The sequence below is a fragment of the Azorhizobium sp. AG788 genome, assembly GCF_004364705.1.
Lineage (GTDB): Bacteria > Pseudomonadota > Alphaproteobacteria > Rhizobiales > Xanthobacteraceae > Azorhizobium > Azorhizobium caulinodans.
The window spans coordinates 748,157-764,793 of record NZ_SOBM01000001.1 but is presented as its reverse complement, the minus strand read 5'-3'; the positions used below and the strand labels follow the sequence as shown (position 1 = coordinate 764,793).

17 protein-coding genes and 1 pseudogene are annotated in these 16,637 nt (G+C 67.1%); 13 read left to right on the top strand and 5 right to left on the bottom strand.

Features of this window, described 5'->3' with window-relative positions:
• Window positions 1-41 precede the first annotated feature (41 nt).
• Window positions 42-677 (bottom strand): NrsF family protein, encoded by a 636-nt coding sequence (locus tag DFO45_RS03505; protein ID WP_133863743.1) that lies wholly within the window; start codon window positions 675-677, stop codon window positions 42-44.
• On the bottom strand, window positions 664-1,230 hold the full coding sequence (locus DFO45_RS03500; protein ID WP_133863742.1) for a sigma-70 family RNA polymerase sigma factor: 567 nt from the start codon (window positions 1,228-1,230) through the stop codon (window positions 664-666). The genes DFO45_RS03505 and DFO45_RS03500 overlap by 14 nt, the downstream gene beginning before the upstream one ends.
• Before the next feature lie 230 nt (window positions 1,231-1,460).
• Here DFO45_RS03500 and DFO45_RS03495 point away from each other — a divergent pair, with 230 nt between their 5' ends.
• From DFO45_RS03495 to DFO45_RS03450, 10 genes and pseudogenes are all read left to right on the top strand, one after another.
• Window positions 1,461-1,742, top strand: a complete 282-nt coding sequence (locus DFO45_RS03495; RefSeq protein ID WP_012172007.1) for a DUF2282 domain-containing protein — start codon at window positions 1,461-1,463, stop codon at window positions 1,740-1,742.
• A gap of 64 nt (window positions 1,743-1,806) precedes the next feature.
• Complete coding sequence (locus tag DFO45_RS03490; RefSeq protein WP_133863741.1) at window positions 1,807-2,658, top strand: DUF692 domain-containing protein; 852 nt, start codon at window positions 1,807-1,809, stop codon at window positions 2,656-2,658.
• A gap of 7 nt (window positions 2,659-2,665) precedes the next feature.
• A complete protein-coding gene (locus DFO45_RS03485) occupies window positions 2,666-3,448 on the top strand; it encodes a DNA-binding domain-containing protein (RefSeq protein WP_245517933.1) in 783 nt (260 codons plus the stop codon).
• Complete coding sequence (locus tag DFO45_RS03480) at window positions 3,441-3,932, top strand: DoxX family protein (protein WP_133863740.1); 492 nt, start codon at window positions 3,441-3,443, stop codon at window positions 3,930-3,932. The genes DFO45_RS03485 and DFO45_RS03480 overlap by 8 nt, the downstream gene beginning before the upstream one ends.
• Before the next feature lie 168 nt (window positions 3,933-4,100).
• Entirely contained in the window at window positions 4,101-5,876 is a 1,776-nt protein-coding gene (gene gcl / locus DFO45_RS03475; RefSeq protein ID WP_133863739.1) for a glyoxylate carboligase, read from the top strand.
• Between the two features lie 253 nt (window positions 5,877-6,129).
• Window positions 6,130-6,909: a hydroxypyruvate isomerase gene (gene hyi / locus DFO45_RS03470; protein ID WP_012172012.1), complete on the top strand. Its 780-nt coding sequence runs from the start codon at window positions 6,130-6,132 to the stop codon at window positions 6,907-6,909.
• An 81-nt stretch (window positions 6,910-6,990) separates the two neighbouring features.
• Window positions 6,991-7,872 (top strand): annotated as a pseudogene (glxR, locus tag DFO45_RS03465) (2-hydroxy-3-oxopropionate reductase); the annotation flags it as partial.
• A gap of 126 nt (window positions 7,873-7,998) precedes the next feature.
• Complete coding sequence (pyk, locus tag DFO45_RS03460; RefSeq protein WP_133863738.1) at window positions 7,999-9,474, top strand: pyruvate kinase; 1,476 nt, start codon at window positions 7,999-8,001, stop codon at window positions 9,472-9,474.
• A gap of 180 nt (window positions 9,475-9,654) precedes the next feature.
• Window positions 9,655-10,128 (top strand): CYTH domain-containing protein, encoded by a 474-nt coding sequence (locus DFO45_RS03455; protein ID WP_133863737.1) that lies wholly within the window; start codon window positions 9,655-9,657, stop codon window positions 10,126-10,128.
• Between the two features lie 460 nt (window positions 10,129-10,588).
• Window positions 10,589-10,876, top strand: a complete 288-nt coding sequence (locus DFO45_RS03450; protein WP_012172016.1) for a hypothetical protein — start codon at window positions 10,589-10,591, stop codon at window positions 10,874-10,876.
• Between the two features lie 108 nt (window positions 10,877-10,984).
• Here the strand turns inward: DFO45_RS03450 and DFO45_RS03445 are convergent, their stop codons facing one another.
• Window positions 10,985-11,878 (bottom strand): uracil-DNA glycosylase, encoded by an 894-nt coding sequence (locus DFO45_RS03445; protein ID WP_133863736.1) that lies wholly within the window; start codon window positions 11,876-11,878, stop codon window positions 10,985-10,987.
• 187 nt (window positions 11,879-12,065) lie between these two features.
• Between DFO45_RS03445 and DFO45_RS03440 the strand changes: the two genes are divergently transcribed.
• Window positions 12,066-13,736 carry an electron transfer flavoprotein-ubiquinone oxidoreductase gene (locus DFO45_RS03440; RefSeq protein WP_133863735.1) on the top strand — a complete coding sequence of 557 codons (1,671 nt, stop codon included), beginning with the start codon at window positions 12,066-12,068 and terminating at the stop codon, window positions 13,734-13,736.
• 68 nt (window positions 13,737-13,804) lie between these two features.
• On the opposite strand, the gene DFO45_RS03435 is transcribed toward DFO45_RS03440, so the two are convergent.
• Complete coding sequence (locus DFO45_RS03435; RefSeq protein ID WP_043879552.1) at window positions 13,805-14,344, bottom strand: adenine phosphoribosyltransferase; 540 nt, start codon at window positions 14,342-14,344, stop codon at window positions 13,805-13,807.
• Window positions 14,345-14,550: 206 nt separating this feature from the next.
• Here DFO45_RS03435 and DFO45_RS03430 point away from each other — a divergent pair, with 206 nt between their 5' ends.
• Both DFO45_RS03430 and DFO45_RS03425 read left to right on the top strand, forming a co-directional pair.
• Window positions 14,551-14,946, top strand: coding sequence for a thioredoxin family protein (locus tag DFO45_RS03430; RefSeq protein WP_133863734.1), 396 nt, complete (start codon window positions 14,551-14,553; stop codon window positions 14,944-14,946).
• Window positions 14,947-15,029: 83 nt separating this feature from the next.
• On the top strand, window positions 15,030-15,737 hold the full coding sequence (locus tag DFO45_RS03425) for a cytochrome c biogenesis protein CcdA (RefSeq protein WP_133863733.1): 708 nt from the start codon (window positions 15,030-15,032) through the stop codon (window positions 15,735-15,737).
• A gap of 60 nt (window positions 15,738-15,797) precedes the next feature.
• On the opposite strand, the gene DFO45_RS03420 is transcribed toward DFO45_RS03425, so the two are convergent.
• Window positions 15,798-16,631, bottom strand: coding sequence for a cytochrome c1 (locus DFO45_RS03420; protein ID WP_012172022.1), 834 nt, complete (start codon window positions 16,629-16,631; stop codon window positions 15,798-15,800).
• Window positions 16,632-16,637: the final 6 nt, after the last annotated feature.

Sequence of the window (16,637 nt, the reverse complement as noted above, 5' to 3'; positions counted from 1 at the left end):
GACGTCGTCCGAGCCGGCATCGACGCAGGCCGTCGCTCCGCCTACCAGCGCAGTGTGCGGCGGCCGAACCCGTAGCCAACGACCGTGACGAGCAGCATGGCGAGCATGTACCAGGTCGCGACGAACAGCGGGCTGTCGTCCGGGCAATGCCAGGCATAGACGGCGGCCCCGATCGCCCCGGCCGCAAGACCCGCCGATGCGCCGGCGAGCCCCGGATTCTCCGGCGCGCCATCCCGCAACGCCCAGAAGAAGGCCGCGAACGGCACCAGCGCGAGAACGGGAATGAAGAAGACGCAGAAGGCCGCGTGCTGCCCCTCAAGGCTCGCGGCCCAGCGACCCGGCGGAACGACCGTGAGTTCCAGAACCACACCGAGCACCAGCAGGGCCAGAGGCAGGCCGAGCACCACCAGACGCCGGCCGGCGCTTCGGCCCGGCAGCCCCGCGACCAGAAGCACGGCGCAGCTCGCGGCCGCCATCAGGAGCGTGAACCCGAGCTTGAACTGGACGCGGACGGTTTCCACCGCGGCCCCGAGATCCGGTCGGATGCCGATGGTCACCAGCAGGATAAGCCCGGCGCAGACGACCCCGGCGGCGATCGCCAGGGCGAGAACGGTGGAAAGCCGCACCCGGACCGGCGCGTCCTCCGCCATCAGGCGGATCAGGTCATCGGTCTTCATGGGCCTCGCTCCGGTAAATCCTGGCCAGCGTCTTCAGCGCGCGATGCAGCGCCACGCGCACAGCCCCTTCGGTCATCTTCAGGCGTGCCGCCGTCTCCCGAACGCCCGCCCCCTCCAGAGAGATGGAGCGGACGATATCGCGCTGCGGATCGCGCAGATGTCCCAGCATCTGCAAGGCATCGAGCCGCTCCGTTCCGTCCGCCACGGGTGCCGCCTCCAGCGTCTCCATCACATCCTCGATGGGCGTCGTCGGTTCACGCCCGCGCCGGCGCAGGCTGTCGATCAGCTTGTTGCGCACGATGGCCGAAAGCCACGGTCCGATGGGCCGCGCGGGGTCCCACGTACCGCGCTTGAGATGCACCGCCAGCAAGACTTCCTGCACGATATCCTCCGCCTCTCCCGCCGGTGCGCCGAAGGCCCGGCAGCGGCGCTGCGCGAGCATCCGCAGATGCGGCGTCACCTCGCTGAGGAACCGCCGATAGGCGGCGCCGTCGCCGGCAAGCGCAAGGCGCATCCATTCGCTCCACTGCTGGTCGCGGGCCGAACCGTCCACCCCTGTCCACCCTTACGTTGCGGCGCTCTGGAATGTTACGTCATGACGAAGAAAGAATGCGCGGCGTTCCGCGCGATGGCATTCGCCGCTTTGTCCCGCGCCGCACCGCTTTCGACAAGGGGCGGCGGACGGCGCCCGGAAAAATTCTGCGCGGCCCTGTAACAGCGGCCGCCCCCTCTCCGTAATCCCCCATGTCAGCCCGATGCGGCTGCCGATCACGGAGATTTCCCATGAAGACCCGCGTCCTTTCGCTCGCTCTGGCGGGCTCGATCGCCTCTGCCCTCGCCGTTGCCGCGACCACTTCCGCCTCGGCCGCCGAGATGGAGAAGTGCTACGGCGTGGCCATGAAGGGGCAGAACGACTGCGCCGCCGGCCCCGGAACCACCTGCGCAGGCACCTCCAAGGTGGACTACCAGAAGAACGCCTGGAAGCTCGTGCCCAAAGGCACCTGCGAGACCATCAAGGTGCCGGGCGGCATGGGTTCGCTGAAGCAGGGTCCCGCTCCCGTCTGAGACACACCGACACGCCCCGCGCGGCGCCCGAGGGCGCCGCGCATCCGCCTTCGAGGAGATGAGCATGCAGTCATCACAACTGCCTTCGCGCGCGGGCATCGGCTTCAAGCCGCAGCACTTCGCGGACATCGTGGCCTCCCGCCAGCCCCTCGGCTTCTTCGAGGTGCATGCGGAAAACTATATGGGCGCAGGCGGCCCGCCCCATGCCCAGCTCCGCCGGCTGCGGGAGGATTATGCCCTCTCCATCCATGGCGTCGGCCTGTCCATCGGCGCCATGCAGCCGCTCGATGCGGCGCATCTGGAGCGCCTGCGTGTCCTGTGTGATCGCTACGAGCCGGAGAGCTTCTCCGAACACCTCGCCTGGTCGAGCCATGACAGCGTCTATCTCAACGACCTGCTGCCCCTGCCCTATACGGACGGGACGCTCAGCCGCGTGGTGGAGCATGTGGACCGCGTGCAGACGCATCTCCGGCGGCAGATGCTGCTGGAGAATCCGGCCACCTATCTCACTTTTGCCGAGAGCACCCTGGCGGAGACCGATTTCCTCGCCGAAGTGGCCCGGCGTACCGGCTGCGGCCTGCTGCTCGACGTGAACAACGTCTTCGTGGCGGCCACGAACCACAATACGGACCCCGCCGCCTATCTCGCCCGTTTTCCTCTCGAGGCGGTCCGCGAAATCCATCTGAGCGGCCACGCGCAGACCACGGACGAGACCGGCGCGCCCCTGCTCATCGACTCCCACGATACGCCGGTTACCGACCCCGTCTGGGCGCTCTATGCGCGGGTGATCGCACGCACCGGCCCGGTCGCGACGCTGATCGAATGGGACAATGACGTGCCCGCCTGGCCGATCTTGCGCGCCGAGGCCCTGCGCGCCGAGACGGTGCTCGCAGGCGCTCGGCAGAATGCGGCGTGAGGGCATCATGATGAGCGCCCTCCCCGCCGCCCAAAGCGCATTTGCCGCCGCTCTCACCACGGCTGATGCGCCGATGCCGGACGGGCTCATGGCCTGGACCGGCGCGCCACCGGTCCGCCGCTTCGAGGTCTATCGCAACAATGTGCGGGCCGGCCTCACCGCCGCGCTCGCCGCCGCATTTCCGGCCGTGGAGCGCATCGTCGGCGCCGAGTTCTTCGCAGCTTTGGCGCAGGCCTATGTGGCGGCCCATCCGCCGCGCTCGCCTGTGCTGCTCGGTTATGGCGCGGACTTTGCCGATTTCGTCGCGGGCTTCGAGCCAGCGGAGGCCCTGCCCTATCTCGCGGACGTCGCCCGACTCGAAACGCTGCGTCGCCGGGCCTATCACGCGGCGGATGCGCTGACGCTGGCACTCGATGGCCTCTCGGCGGTGCCGCCGGAGGCCATGGCCGACCTCACCTTCACGGCGCACCCCACTCTCGGCGTGCTCCGCTCGCCGTTCCCGGTGCACACCATCTGGGCCATGAACGCTGGCGAGGTGCCCCTTCGACCCATCGAGGACTGGGCGCCGGAAGACGTGCTGGTGAGCCGTCCGCAGATGCGCGTGAGCGTCAGCCGGCTGCCTGTGGGGGCCGGCGTTTTCATCGAACATCTGGCAGCCGGCCGCAACCTCGCTGACGCGCTGGAAGCCGCCGAGGCCATGGCCTCCGGTTTCGACGTCGTGACCGCCCTTGGCCTTGCCCTCACCGCCGGCGCCTTTTCCTCCATCCATTGGGAGGCACCCCATGACTGACGCCCACAGCTCCGGACGCACCAACGGCGCACATCTGCTGGACCACGGACGCGCCGTGCTGGAGCGCATCCCCTCCGGCTTCATCAGCCTTCTGGCGCGGCTCTCCATCGCTGGGGTCTTCTGGCAGTCCGGCCAGACCAAGCTTGAGGGCTGGCATGTCTCCGACAGCGCCGTCTTCCTGTTTCAGGAAGAATACCGCCTGCCGCTCATCAACCCCTGGCTTGCCGCCCATCTCGCGGCCATCGCGGAGCATCTGTTTCCGGTGCTGCTGGTCATCGGCCTCGCGAGCCGCCTCTCAGCTCTGGCGCTGCTCGGGATGACGCTGGTGATCGAGATCTTCGTCTATCCGGACGCCTGGGCGACCCATGGGACGTGGGCCGTCTGCCTTCTCGCTGTCATCGCACGCGGACCGGGCTGGCTCGCCCTCGACAACCTGATCGACCGCCCTCGCATGCGCCCCCTTCCCGAGGCCAGCCGGGGCTGAGGGCAGCGACATAGCAGCGGGTCTTTTGCCGTCTCCCTTCGCAGTGCAGCAAGATTATTGCCGGGAAGGCATCAATGTGATGCCGTTTCTTGCCATAGCGAGGGCCAAGTTCGACCGATATACAATATACGAAAGTCGAACAAACCGGTCCCAAGGGGAGGAAACGCCATGGCCCGCATGCGTGCCGTCGATGCTGCCGTTCGCGTCCTGGAGAAGGAGGGCATCAGCTGCGCCTTCGGTGTTCCGGGCGCCGCGATCAACCCGTTCTATTCCGCGCTGAAGGCGCGCGGCTCCATCCGCCACGTGCTCGCCCGGCACGTGGAAGGCGCCTCCCACATGGCCGAGGGCTACACCCGGGCCGTCGCCGGCAACATCGGCGTGTGCATCGGCACCTCCGGTCCCGCCGGCACCGACATGATCACCGGCCTCTATTCGGCCTCGGCGGATTCCATCCCGATCCTTTGCATCACCGGCCAGGCCCCCCGCGCCCGCCTCTATAAGGAAGACTTCCAGGCGGTCGATATCGAGAGCATCGCCAAGCCCGTCACCAAGTGGGCGGTCACGGTGCGCGAGCCGGCGCTCGTTCCCATGGTGTTCCAGCAGGCGTTCCACGTCATGCGCTCGGGCCGCCCCGGCCCGGTGCTCATCGACCTGCCCATCGACGTGCAGATGGCCGAGATCGAGTTCGACGAGGACACCTACGCCCCGCTCCCCGTTTACAAGCCCGCCGCCACCCGCGCGCAGGCGGAGAAGGCCATCGCCATGCTGGCGAAGGCTGATCGCCCGCTCATCGTTTCCGGCGGCGGCATCATCAATGCGGATGCCTCCGACCTGCTGGTGGAGTTCGCGGAACTCACTGGCGTGCCGGTCATCCCCACCCTCATGGGCTGGGGCACCATTCCGGACGACCACCCGCTGATGGCCGGCATGTGCGGCCTCCAGACCTCGCACCGCTACGGCAATGCGACGATGCTCGCCTCCGATTTCGTGTTCGGCATCGGCAACCGCTGGGCCAACCGCCACACCGGCTCGGTGGAGGTCTACACCAAGGGCCGCACCTTCATCCATGTGGACATCGAGCCGACCCAGATCGGCCGCGTCTTCGGCCCGGATTTCGGCATCGTCTCGGATGCCGGGGCGGCGCTGAAGCTGTTCATCGAGGTGGCGAAGGAATGGAAGGCCGCCGGCAAGCTGCCGGACTGGTCCGCCTGGGCCAAGGAATGCTTCGGCCGCAAGGAGACGATGCTGCGCAAGTCGCACTTCGACAACGTGCCGCTGAAGCCGCAGCGCGTCTATGAAGAGATGAACGAGGCGTTCGGCCGTGACGTGACCTATGTCACCACCATCGGCCTCTCGCAGATCGCCGGCGCGCAGTTCCTGCACGTCCACCATCCGCGCCACTGGATCAACTGCGGACAGGCCGGCCCGCTGGGCTGGACGCTGCCGGCGGCCCTCGGCGTGCGCGCGGCGGACCCGGACCGGAAGATCGTGGCCCTCTCGGGCGACTATGACTTCCAGTTCCTCATCGAGGAGCTGGCGGTAGGCGCCCAGCACAAGCTGCCCTACCTGCACGTGGTGGTGAACAACTCCTACCTCGGCCTCATCCGGCAGGCCCAGCGCGGCTTCGAGATGGACTTCGAGGTGAGCCTCGCCTTCGAGAACATCAATTCGGAGGAAGCCGGCGCCTATGGCGTGGACCATGTGGCGGTGGCCGAGGGCCTCGGCTGCAAGGCCATCCGGGTGCGTACGCCGAATGAGTTCAAGGATGCCTTCTCGCGGGCCGAGGCCCTGATGGAAGAGCATCAGGTGCCGGTGGTGATCGAGTTCATCCTGGAGCGGGTGACGAACATCGCCATGGGCGTCGAGATCGACAAGGTCAACGAGTTCGAGGAGATCCTCGACCTGCCCCGCGCCACCGCGCGCGTGGTGGAGCCGGCCGAGTAAACCCCGGTCTCCCATGTCTACCTGCCGTGCCCTCCCGCGAGGCGCACGGCAGGCGTGCCGCGCGGGTGTCCGGCGCGGCATGTCCCGAGGCGCGGCGGCGGGACGTCCGGCCGTCCGGAACGGGGCAAGCCGGGGCACTTGAGCCGATCTGTCCCGCCCGTCCGCCCTATCCCTTTCACACGGAACGTTTTACGGCTTGGATTGCCAAACAATCGAAGCCTGACTTGCCCAGGCTCAGCCAGCGGAGAGGTGAATGCCCAAGTTTGCTGCCAATCTGACCATGCTCTGGAACGAGATCGACTTCCTGGACCGCTTCGCCAAGGCGGCGGAGGCCGGTTTCAAGGGCGTGGAGTATCTCTTCCCCTACGCCTATCCCAAGGAGGAGCTGGCCGAGCGCCTTGAGAAGCACGGGCTCACCCAGGCGCTGCACAATCTGCCGGCCGGCGAGTGGGCGAAGGGCGAACGCGGCATCGCCGTCCTGCCCGACCGCGTCGGCGAGTTCCAGGACAGCGTCGGCACCGCACTCGAATATGCCAAGGTGCTGAAGACGCAGACGCTGAACGTGCTGGCGGGCATCGCCCCCAAGGACGTGCCGGCGGAGAAGATCTACGAGACGCTGGTCTCGAACCTGAAATTCGCAGCTGCCGAAGCGAAAAAGGCGGGCATCCCGCTGGTGGTCGAGGCCATCAACACCCGCGACATCCCCGGCTTCTATCTCAACACCACCAAGCAGACGCTCAGCCTGCTGGACGACGTGGGGCCGCAGGACGTCTTCTTCCAGTACGACATCTACCACATGCAGATCATGGAGGGGGATCTCGTCCCCACGCTGCGCGCCAACATGGCCCGCATCAAGCACATCCAGCTCGCGGACAATCCGGGCCGCGGCGAGCCGGGCACGGGCGAGATCAACTACCCGTTCATCTTCAAGGCCATCGACGATGCCGGCTACACCGGCTGGATCGGTGCCGAATACAAGCCCGCGACGACCACCGACGCCGGCATCGGCTGGTTCGCCCCCTACAAGGGCTGAGCCGCCAGAACCGTTTCGCCAAGGACACCGCCCGCCGCCCGGCCTGCCGGGCGTGCGTGGCGCACATGCACGGGAGCACGCACAATGAACGTGGGTTTCATCGGTCTCGGCATCATGGGCACCCCCATGGCCGGCCACCTCATCGACGCCGGGCACACCCTCTTCCTCTATGACGTAGTGAAGGTGCCCGCCGAGCTGACCGACAAGGGCGCCACGGCGGTCGCCTCCTCCGCCGAGGTGGCGAAGAATGCGGACGTCATCATCCTCATGGTGCCGGACACCCCGCACGTGGACGAGGCGCTGTTCGGCGCCGGCGGCGTTGCGGAAGGCCTCAGCGCCGGCAAGATCGTGGTGGACATGAGCTCCATCTCGCCGGTGGAAACCAAGAAGTTCGCCGAGAAGATCAACGCGCTCGGTTGCGATTATCTCGACGCCCCGGTCTCCGGCGGCGACGTGGGCGCCAAGGCCGCCTCCCTCACCATCATGGTCGGCGGCCCGGAAAAGGCCTTCGAGACGGTGAAGCCGCTGTTCGAGAAGATGGGCAAGAACATCACCCTCGTCGGCGGCAATGGCGACGGCCAGACCACCAAGGTCGCCAACCAGATCATCGTCGCCCTCACCATCGAGGCGGTGGGCGAGGCGCTGCTCTTCGCGTCCAAGGCGGGCGCCGACCCGGCCAAGGTGCGCCAGGCGCTCATGGGCGGCTTTGCCTCCTCGCGCATCCTGGAGGTGCACGGCGAGCGCATGGTGAAGCGCAACTTCAATCCCGGCTTCCGCATCGAGCTGCACCAGAAGGACCTGAACCTCGCTCTGTCCTCCGCGCGGGCGCTCAAGGTGGCGCTGCCGAACACCGCGACGGCGCAGGAGCTGTTCAACGCCGTGGCCGCCCGCGGCGGCTCCAAGCTCGATCACTCCGCCATGGTGAACGCGCTGGAACTGCTGGCGAACCACGACATCGCCTGACCGTTTGCCCGCCATGGCCCGGCGACGGGCCATGGCGGTGACGCACCCGCGTCACCGCGCCTTTGTATCAAGTGCGACCAGGACAAAGGCGGCACGGCAGATGTCGCCCAATCGGGGGAGACATCCATGCCGCTGAAGCGCAACCGCGCCACCAAGATCATCGCCACCGTGGGCCCGGCCTCCAACACGCCGGAGAAGCTCAAGGCCCTGTTCCTGGCCGGTGTCGATGTGTTCCGGCTCAATTTCAGCCATGGGACGCAGGCCGACCATGGCATCGTTCTCGGCCATATCCGCCGCCTCGAAGCCGAGATCGGCCGCCCCATCGGCGTCATCGCCGATCTTCAGGGACCGAAGCTGCGCATCGGCCGCTTCACCGAGGGCGCCATCACCTTCACCCCCGGCAAGCGCCTGCGCTTCGACGCAGATGTCGCGACCATGGGCGATACCGACCGCGTGCCCATTCCCCACCCCGACATCATTGAAGCCCTGACCATCGGCAGCACCGTCCTGTGCGACGACGGCAAGGTGCGCCTGAAGGTGGTGGGCAAGGGCGACGGCTGGCTGGACGCGGAAGTGGTCAGCGGCACGCGCCTGTCCAACAACAAGGGCTTCAACATCCCCGACGTGGTGCTGCCGCTCTCCCCTCTGACGGAGAAGGATCGCGCCGACCTCGCCTTCGCCGTGGAGCAGGGCGTGGAGTGGATCGCTCTGTCCTTCGTGCAGCGCCCGGAAGACATCCACGAGGCACGCGACCTCATCAAGGGCCGCGCTGCCGTGATGCTGAAGATGGAGAAGCCGGCGGCCGTCGAGCATCTGGAAGAGCTTGTGGAGCTTTCCGATGCCATCATGGTGGCGCGCGGCGATCTCGGCGTGGAGCTCTCGCTGCCCGAACTGCCCGCCCTCCAGAAGCGCATGATTACGGAATCCCGCAGACAGGGTCGGCCGGTGATCGTGGCGACCCAGATGCTGGAGAGCATGATCTCTGCTCCCGTGCCCACCCGCGCCGAGGTCTCAGACGTCGCCACCGCCGTCTATGAGGGCGCGGACTGCGTGATGCTCTCCGCCGAGAGCGCCGCGGGCCAGTATCCCGTGGAAGCGGTCTCCTTCATGGACGACATCATCCGCCACGTGGAGCGCGACCCCGGCTACCGGCAGGTGCTGGATGCGACGCAGGCGGAATGGGGCAAGACCATCGGCGATGCCATGACCAAGGCCGCCTACCAGACGGCGCTCGCCGTCGATGCCGCCGCCATCGTCGCCTATACGCTCTCCGGCACCACGGGCCTGCGCGCCGCGCGCGAGCGCCCGCCCATGCCCATCCTCGGCATCACAACCCGCGCCGACACCGCCCGCCGTCTCGCCCTCTCTTATGGCGTGCATGCGGTGAATGTGGGCGAGGACATCCATTCCTTCGGCGAGATGGTGGACCGCGCGGTGCAGGTGGCCGTGGAGCAGCAGCTGGCCGCACCCGGCGACCGGCTCGCGATCACGGCCGGCGTGCCCTTCGCCAAGCCCGGCACCACGAACATCCTGCGGGTCACCACCATCGGGGACACCGACCCGCCGTCGAAGTTCGACACGGACGGTGCGACCGCAACCTGAAGCACGCAGGCGCCAGCGCACGCCCGCCCTGGTCGATAAAGCCGGCCCCTCGCGCCGCCTGACGTAAGGGCGATGCGACCATTTGCTGACCTCTTCAGGGCCTGGGCGCCACCTTTTGGCTGGCTCCCGGGCCCTGTTTCGTGGAAAATCCGCGCGCTCCGATCAAGGACGGATCGCGCCATGGCGACGGAAGTCGAGCGCAAGTTTCTGGTGGCCACGGACGCCTGGCGCGCCGGGGCGCGGGGCGCCCGTTACTGTCAGGGCTATATCGACACCTCGGACGACACCACGGTGCGCATCCGCATCGCGGGCGAGGAGGCTTTCATTACGGTGAAGGGCCCCACCAGCGGCATCACCCGCGCCGAGTTCGAGTATCCCATTCCGCTGGAGGATGCGCAGGCCATGCTGCGTGACCTCTGCCGGCAGCCACTGATCCTCAAGACCCGCTACGACGTGCCTTATGGCGGCAAGACCTGGTCGGTCGATGTCTTCGGTGCGGAGAACAGTGGCCTCGTTCTGGCGGAAATCGAGCTCGACCATCCGGCGGAACAGGTCGATCTGCCGCCATGGGTGGGGCAGGAAGTCACGCACGATCCCCGCTACCGGAACTCTGCACTGTCCAGCGAGCCGATCCCCCGCCCCGAACACGCCTGAAGCCCCGGTCTCGCCACGGACGCCGGCACTGGGCAGGGCGCAATGCCGGCCGCCAAGAGCACGTCCATTTATTGTTCATGTGATTACCATTAACGAACATGCAGCACCCGCGGTGAGGACGCTGCCATTTCAAGCTCAAGCCTCACGGCCAAGACAGACATTCTACTGAACATGCAAATTCATAAATGATATTAAAATTCGTATTTTAAACTGCACTAGATTACATTAATATAATGTTCGTGTCATTATTTGGATTTAACACCTTTTTACGACATCTCACGAACGCGCGATCCACACACACGGACCCGTGAAATCAGAATAACAACTTTGTTACGCTGCGGCGCACACGTTCGTTACTTGCGATCCGGCGCCAGCTACATAAATTCCCGCCTCGAGGAAGCGAAGCAATCAAGCTTCATCCCCGGCCAATCCCCCCAACTGGCTGGACAGGAGAGAAACAATGAAGACCCTCAGCACCAAGATCATCGCCGCTGCCCTTGTGGCTTCCAGCCTCGTGGGCGCAGCCTCTTCGGCCTTTGCCGACGAGTATCTGACGGCGTCGAACAAGGAATTCCAGGCCGTCGCGGCCGGCGCCTACGACAACGGCGATAAGTTGCCGCTCAACGCCGCGCCGACCAGCGGTACCGTGCAGATGCACGAGGCCCGCCAGTTCCCGGCCCCGCAGGTTCCGGCCTATGGCCCGTTCTCGGATACGGATCCCCACTCCGGCCCCGCCCAGGCCGGCTGACCCCTCGACGCCTTGAACAAGGCGTGAGCCTGGCCCGGTTCGGTCGCGAAGCCCCCACGCGACCGGGCCGGGCCTGTCCTTTTTGGGGCTTGTAAGGAAAATGCGCCGTCAGCCGGCAGTTTCGCCGTTCAGTGCCGCTTCAACCGCCAGCATGTCCCGCCAGGCGAGGCGCTTGCCCAGCGGCGTGCGCAGGAGATAGGCGGGATGGAAGGTGGCGATCGCCTTGATGGTGCGGCTGCCGGTGTCATAGGACATGAAGCGGCCCCGCAGCTTGGTGATGCCTTCGGTGGTTGAGAGCAGTGCCTGTGCGGACGGCCCGCCAAGGCACACCAGCACGTCCGGATTCGCCAGTTCCACCTGCCGGCGGATGAAGGGCAGGCAGATGGCGGTTTCCTGCGGCGTCGGCGTGCGGTTGCCCGGCGGACGCCAGGGAATGACGTTGGCGATATAGGCCTTCGTGCGGTCGAGGCCGATGGCCCCCAGCATCAGGTCCAGAAGCCGCCCCGAGCGGCCGACGAAGGGCAGGCCCTGCACATCCTCGTCGCGGCCGGGCGCCTCTCCCACGAACATCACCTTCGCCGCCGGATTGCCATCCGCGAACACCAGCCGCGTGGCCGTGCGCTTGAGCGGGCAGCCCTCGAAGGCCTCCAGCATGGCACGCAATTCATCAAGGCTCGCCGCCGTGTGCGCCGCCTCGCGCGCCGCCATCACCGCCTGATCAGGCGCCTGTGCTGCGGCCATGGGTCCCGGCCCGGCAGCGGCGGGAGTCGGCGCACGCGGCGCAGCAGGCGCGCGAACCGGCGCGGGTGAAGCAGCCGGCGAATCATTTACGGGCTGCGCGGAAGCCGTCTGCGGTGCAGAACGCCCGACGCCGCGGCGGGCCTTTTCCGCCGCGCTTTCCGCGAAACGGTCCACAGGCTCATCGCCAATGGCCACGTCCACCCCCGCCTCCGCATAGAAGGCGAGTGCATCGCGGAAATGTTCGTACGCAAATGAAGTCATCGGTGTTCCGGCGTGCCTCGGGCCAGCTTATAGCAGAGCCGCCCCGCGCGGAAACCGGAGCCATGGCGGCAAACGGGCTCCTTGCCCGAACGCAAAGCGAATTGCCATTCGGGAAAGAGCGTGGAACAACTCCAACCTCCGCCGGCGCCACGCCCGCGCCGGCACATCATAACAGGGAAACAGAGAGATGACCGAGGCGGAGCTGCCGGAACGCGAAGGCATGGACTATGACGTCGTGGTTGTCGGCGCCGGTCCCGCCGGCCTCGCCACGGCCATCCGCCTGAAGCAGCTCGCCGAGGAAAAGGGCGCCGACATCTCCGTCGTGGTGGTGGAGAAGGGCTCCGAGGCCGGTGCCCACATCCTCTCGGGCGCGGTCATCGACCCCATCGGCCTCGATCGCCTGCTGCCCGGCTGGCGCGAGGAAAGCGATGCCCCGCTGGTGACGCAGGTCACCGACGACCGCTTCTACCTCCTCGGTCCTGCCGGCGGCGTGCGCCTGCCCAATTTCGCCATGCCGCCGCTGATGAACAATCACGGCAACTACATCGGCTCGCTGGGGAATGTGGTGCGCTGGCTCGCCCAGAAGGCGGAAGCCGTGGGGGTCGAGATCTATCCCGGCTTCGCCGCCTCCGAAGTGCTTTATGACGAAAATGGCGCCGTACGCGGCGTCGCCACGGGCGACATGGGCGTCGATCGCGAAGGCCAGCCCAAGGGTGAATTCACGCGCGGCATGGAATTGCGCGGCCGCTACACGGTCTTCGCCGAGGGCGCGCGGGGCCACCTCACCAAGCGCCTCATCGCCCGCTTCGGGCTTGACGCCGGCCGCGAGCCGCCGAAGTTCGGCATCGGACTCAAGGAACTCTGGAAGGTAGCCCCGGAGAAGCACCAGCCGGGCCTCGTGCAGCATGCCTTCGGCTGGCCGCTGGACGGCAAGACCGGCGGCGGCGCCTTCCTCTACCACATGGAAGACTGTCAGGTGATGGTGGGCTTCGTGGTCCACCTGAACTACCAGAACCCCTATCTCTCGCCCTTCGACGAGTTCCAGCGCTTCAAGACGCACCCCACGTTCCGCGACACGTTCGAGGGCGGCAAGCGCATCTCCTATGGCGCGCGCGCCATCACCGAGGGCGGCTACCAGAGCGTGCCCCGCCTCTCCTTCCCCGGCGGCGTGCTGGTGGGTTGCGCCGCAGGCTTCGTGAACGTGCCGCGCATCAAGGGCAGCCACAATGCCGTTCTCTCCGGCATGCTGGCGGCCGAGCATCTCTTCGGCCCGCTGGTGGAAGGGCGCGGCTATGACGAGGTGTCGAGCTACGAGGCCGCCTGGCGGGCCTCGGACGTGGGCCGCGACCTTCACCGGGTGCGCAATGTGAAGCCGCTCTGGTCGCGCTTCGGTACCTATCTCGGCATTCCGCTTGGCGCGCTGGACATGTGGACCAACACGCTCGGCTTCTCCTTCTTCGGCACCCAGAAGCACGGCAAGACCGACGCCGCGAGCCTCAAGCCCGCGTCCGAATTCAAGCCCATCGCCTATCCCAAGCCCGATGGCGTGCTGACCTTCGACAAGCTGTCCTCGGTGTTCATCTCGAACACCAATCACGAGGAAGACCAGCCCGTTCACCTGAAGGTGCGCGACCTCGACCTGCAGAAGCGCTCGGAACACGACGTCTTCGCCGGCCCGTCCAACCGCTATTGCCCGGCGGGCGTCTATGAATGGGTGGAAGAGGCGTCCGGTCCGCGCTTCCAGATCAACGCGCAGAACTGCGTCCACTGCAAGACGTGCGACATCAAGGACCCGAACCAGAACATCGACTGGACGGCGCCGGAGGGCGGCGGCGGGCCGAACTATCCCAACATGTGAGGCGCGGTGTTCCGCCTGAAATGATACGGGCGGCCCTGCGGCCGCCCGTTTGCGTTTGGGTTCCGGGCTCAGTGGCCCGAAAAGCTCATGATGGTGCGCACCGGCACGCCCATGGCCCTCAGCTTCTCGGCACCGCCGAGATCCGGCAGGTCCACGATGAAGCAGGCGGCCTCCACCTGCGCGCCGATCTGGCGCAGCAGCTTCACCGCCCCTTCCGCCGTGCCACCGGTGGCGATGAGATCGTCCACGAGGATCACCCGCTCGCCCGGATGCACGGCATCCACGTGCATCTCCATCTCGTCCTGCCCGTATTCCAGCGCATAGGCCATGCGCACGGTCTGGTGGGGCAGCTTGCCCTTCTTGCGGATCGGCACGAAGCCGGCGGAGAGCTGGTGCGCCACCGCACCGCCGACGATGAAGCCGCGCGCCTCGATGCCCGCCACCTTGTCGATCTTCGCGCCGGCCCAGGGCTGCACCAGTTCGTCCACCGTGCGGCGGAAGGCCTGGGGATTGCCGAGCAGGGTCGTGATGTCCCGGAACATGACGCCGGGCTTGGGATAATCGGGGATGGTCCGGACGACCGAGGCCAGATCGGGAAGAGGCGACATCAGAGGAACTCGCGGAATAGCCGTTCGGCAAGGGGAAGCTGGCGTCCGCGCTGCGGCGCCCGATGCCTCGCACCTAGCATCGTTTGAGGACCCGACAAAGCCTTCAAGCCCCCGTGAGGGGATGATCCGCCATGCGCGGCGCACCGTAGCCAGCCCATGACTGGGATGCGGCCCGCAGCCGCGCACCGATGGATCAGGAGGACCGCATGCCCCTCTCCCGCCGCACGTTCGCGCTCGCAAGCCTCTCTGTGCCCCTCGCCCTTGCGGCCACCCCCGCCTTTGCCGCCGCCTTCCAGCCTTACACGCCCGCGGCCTTCGCGGCGGCGACGAAGGCGGGCGGACCGGTCTTCGTGCATGTCTATGCCCCCTGGTGCCTGCAATGCCGGGCGCAGGAGGGCATCCTCTCCCGGCTGGTGAACGATCCGAAATACGCCAAGGCGACCTTCCTGCGCGTGGCCTATGACGAGCAGAAGGATGTGGTCGCGAAACTCGGTGTCCCCCGATCCACCCTCATCGCCTATGACGGCAGCAAGGAAACCGGCCGCATGTCGTGGGGCGTGACCGAGGCGGATGTGGTGAAGGTTCTGGATTCGGCTTACTGAGGCCGCCCGGTGACCTGCCTCCCGCCCCCAAGCCGATGGTCACCGCCCGCCTCCGGCGGCGCCCGCTCTGGGGCGCGTGAGCCATGATCCTCGCCCTGAGCTTCGTCGCCGGCCTCCTCACGATCCTCAATCCCTGCGTGCTGCCTCTGCTGCCCGTGGTCCTCGCCGGCGCGACCACCTCGAGCCGCTTCGGACCGCTCGCACTTGCCCTTGGTCTTGCCGTGAGCTTCGCGGTGAGCGGCGTGCTGCTGGCCTCGGCCGGGATCGAGTTCGGCGAATCCCACGCCCTGCGCTTCGGCACGGCGGGCCTTCTGCTGGTCGCCGGGCTGGCACTCGCGCTGCCGGCCGTGGGCGAGAAGCTCGGTGCCCTGCTTGCGCCGCTGGCGGGTGGTGCGGCGCGGCTCGCCGGCGGGCTTTCGCCCGGTCTAGCCGGCCAGTTCGGTGCCGGCGCGTTGCTGGGTCTCGCCTGGGCACCCTGCGTCGGGCCGACACTCGGTGCAGCCTTTGCCCTGGCCGCTTCGGGCGGCTCGAAGGTTCAGGCCGCTGCCGCCATGGGCGTCTTCGCGCTGGGTGCCGCCACCTCCCTGCTGCTGGCGGGCAGCGGCGCGCGACTGCTCGCGGCGCGCGGGCGGGGCCGCCTGGCACGGGCTGCCCATCTGTCGCGCCGCCTCTTCGGCGTCGCGCTCGTGCTGGTGGCGGTGCTCATCCTCACCGGGCTCGACAAGACGCTGGAAGGCATGGTGGTCGCTGCCTTGCCGGACTGGTTCGTAAGCCTCGCCACACGGTTCTGATTTCTCAAACGAAAACAGGCCCCTCGAAGGGGCCTGTCTGAAGCGGGAGCGGAGATCGCCTCAGTGGGCGATGTTCTTCCAGATCTTCTTCTTCGTAAAATAGAGTAGACCGCCCAGCACGATGAGGAAGATGAACACCTGGAAGCCGATGCGCTTGCGGGCATCAAGGTGCGGCTCTGCCATCCACATGAGGTAGGCCGACACGTCGCGGGAATATTGATCCACGGTCGTGGGCGTGCCGTCCGTATATTCCACCTGCCCGTCGCTCAGCGGCTTGGGCATGGCGATCTGGTGGCCGGGGAAATACTTGTTGTAGTGCAGGCCGGGCTGCACGGTCACGCCTTCCGGCGGCTCCACATAGCCGTTGAGCAACGCGTGGATATAGTCGACGCCGCCTTCCTGATACTGGGTGAAGGCGTCGAGGATGAAGCCGGGGAAGCCCACGTGCGAGGCTCTGGCCTTGGCGATCACCGAGAGATCCGGTGGCAGGGCGCCGCCATTGGCGACGCGCGCGGCCTGGTCATTGGGGAACGGCGCCGGCCAGTGATCCGAGAGGCGGCCGGGGCGCTGGAACATCTCGCCCTGATCGTTCGGACCATCGGTGATCTGATACTCGGACGCCACCGCCTTGGCCTGGGCTTCGGAGAAGTGCGGCCCGCCTTCCTGCGCCAGATTGCGGAAGTAGAGGTAATTGGCCGAGTGGCACGAGGCGCAGACCTCGCGGAACACCTTGAAGCCGCGCTGGAGCTGGGCCGGATCGTACATGCCGAACGGCCCGGCGAAGGACCAGCTTTCGCGGTGCGGCAGGTCGTCGTGGCCCCCTTCCGCCGCGCGGGCCGGCGCGGCGAAGGCGAGGGCCAGCGCGACGGCGCCGAGGAGAAACGTCTTCTTCATGGCTCT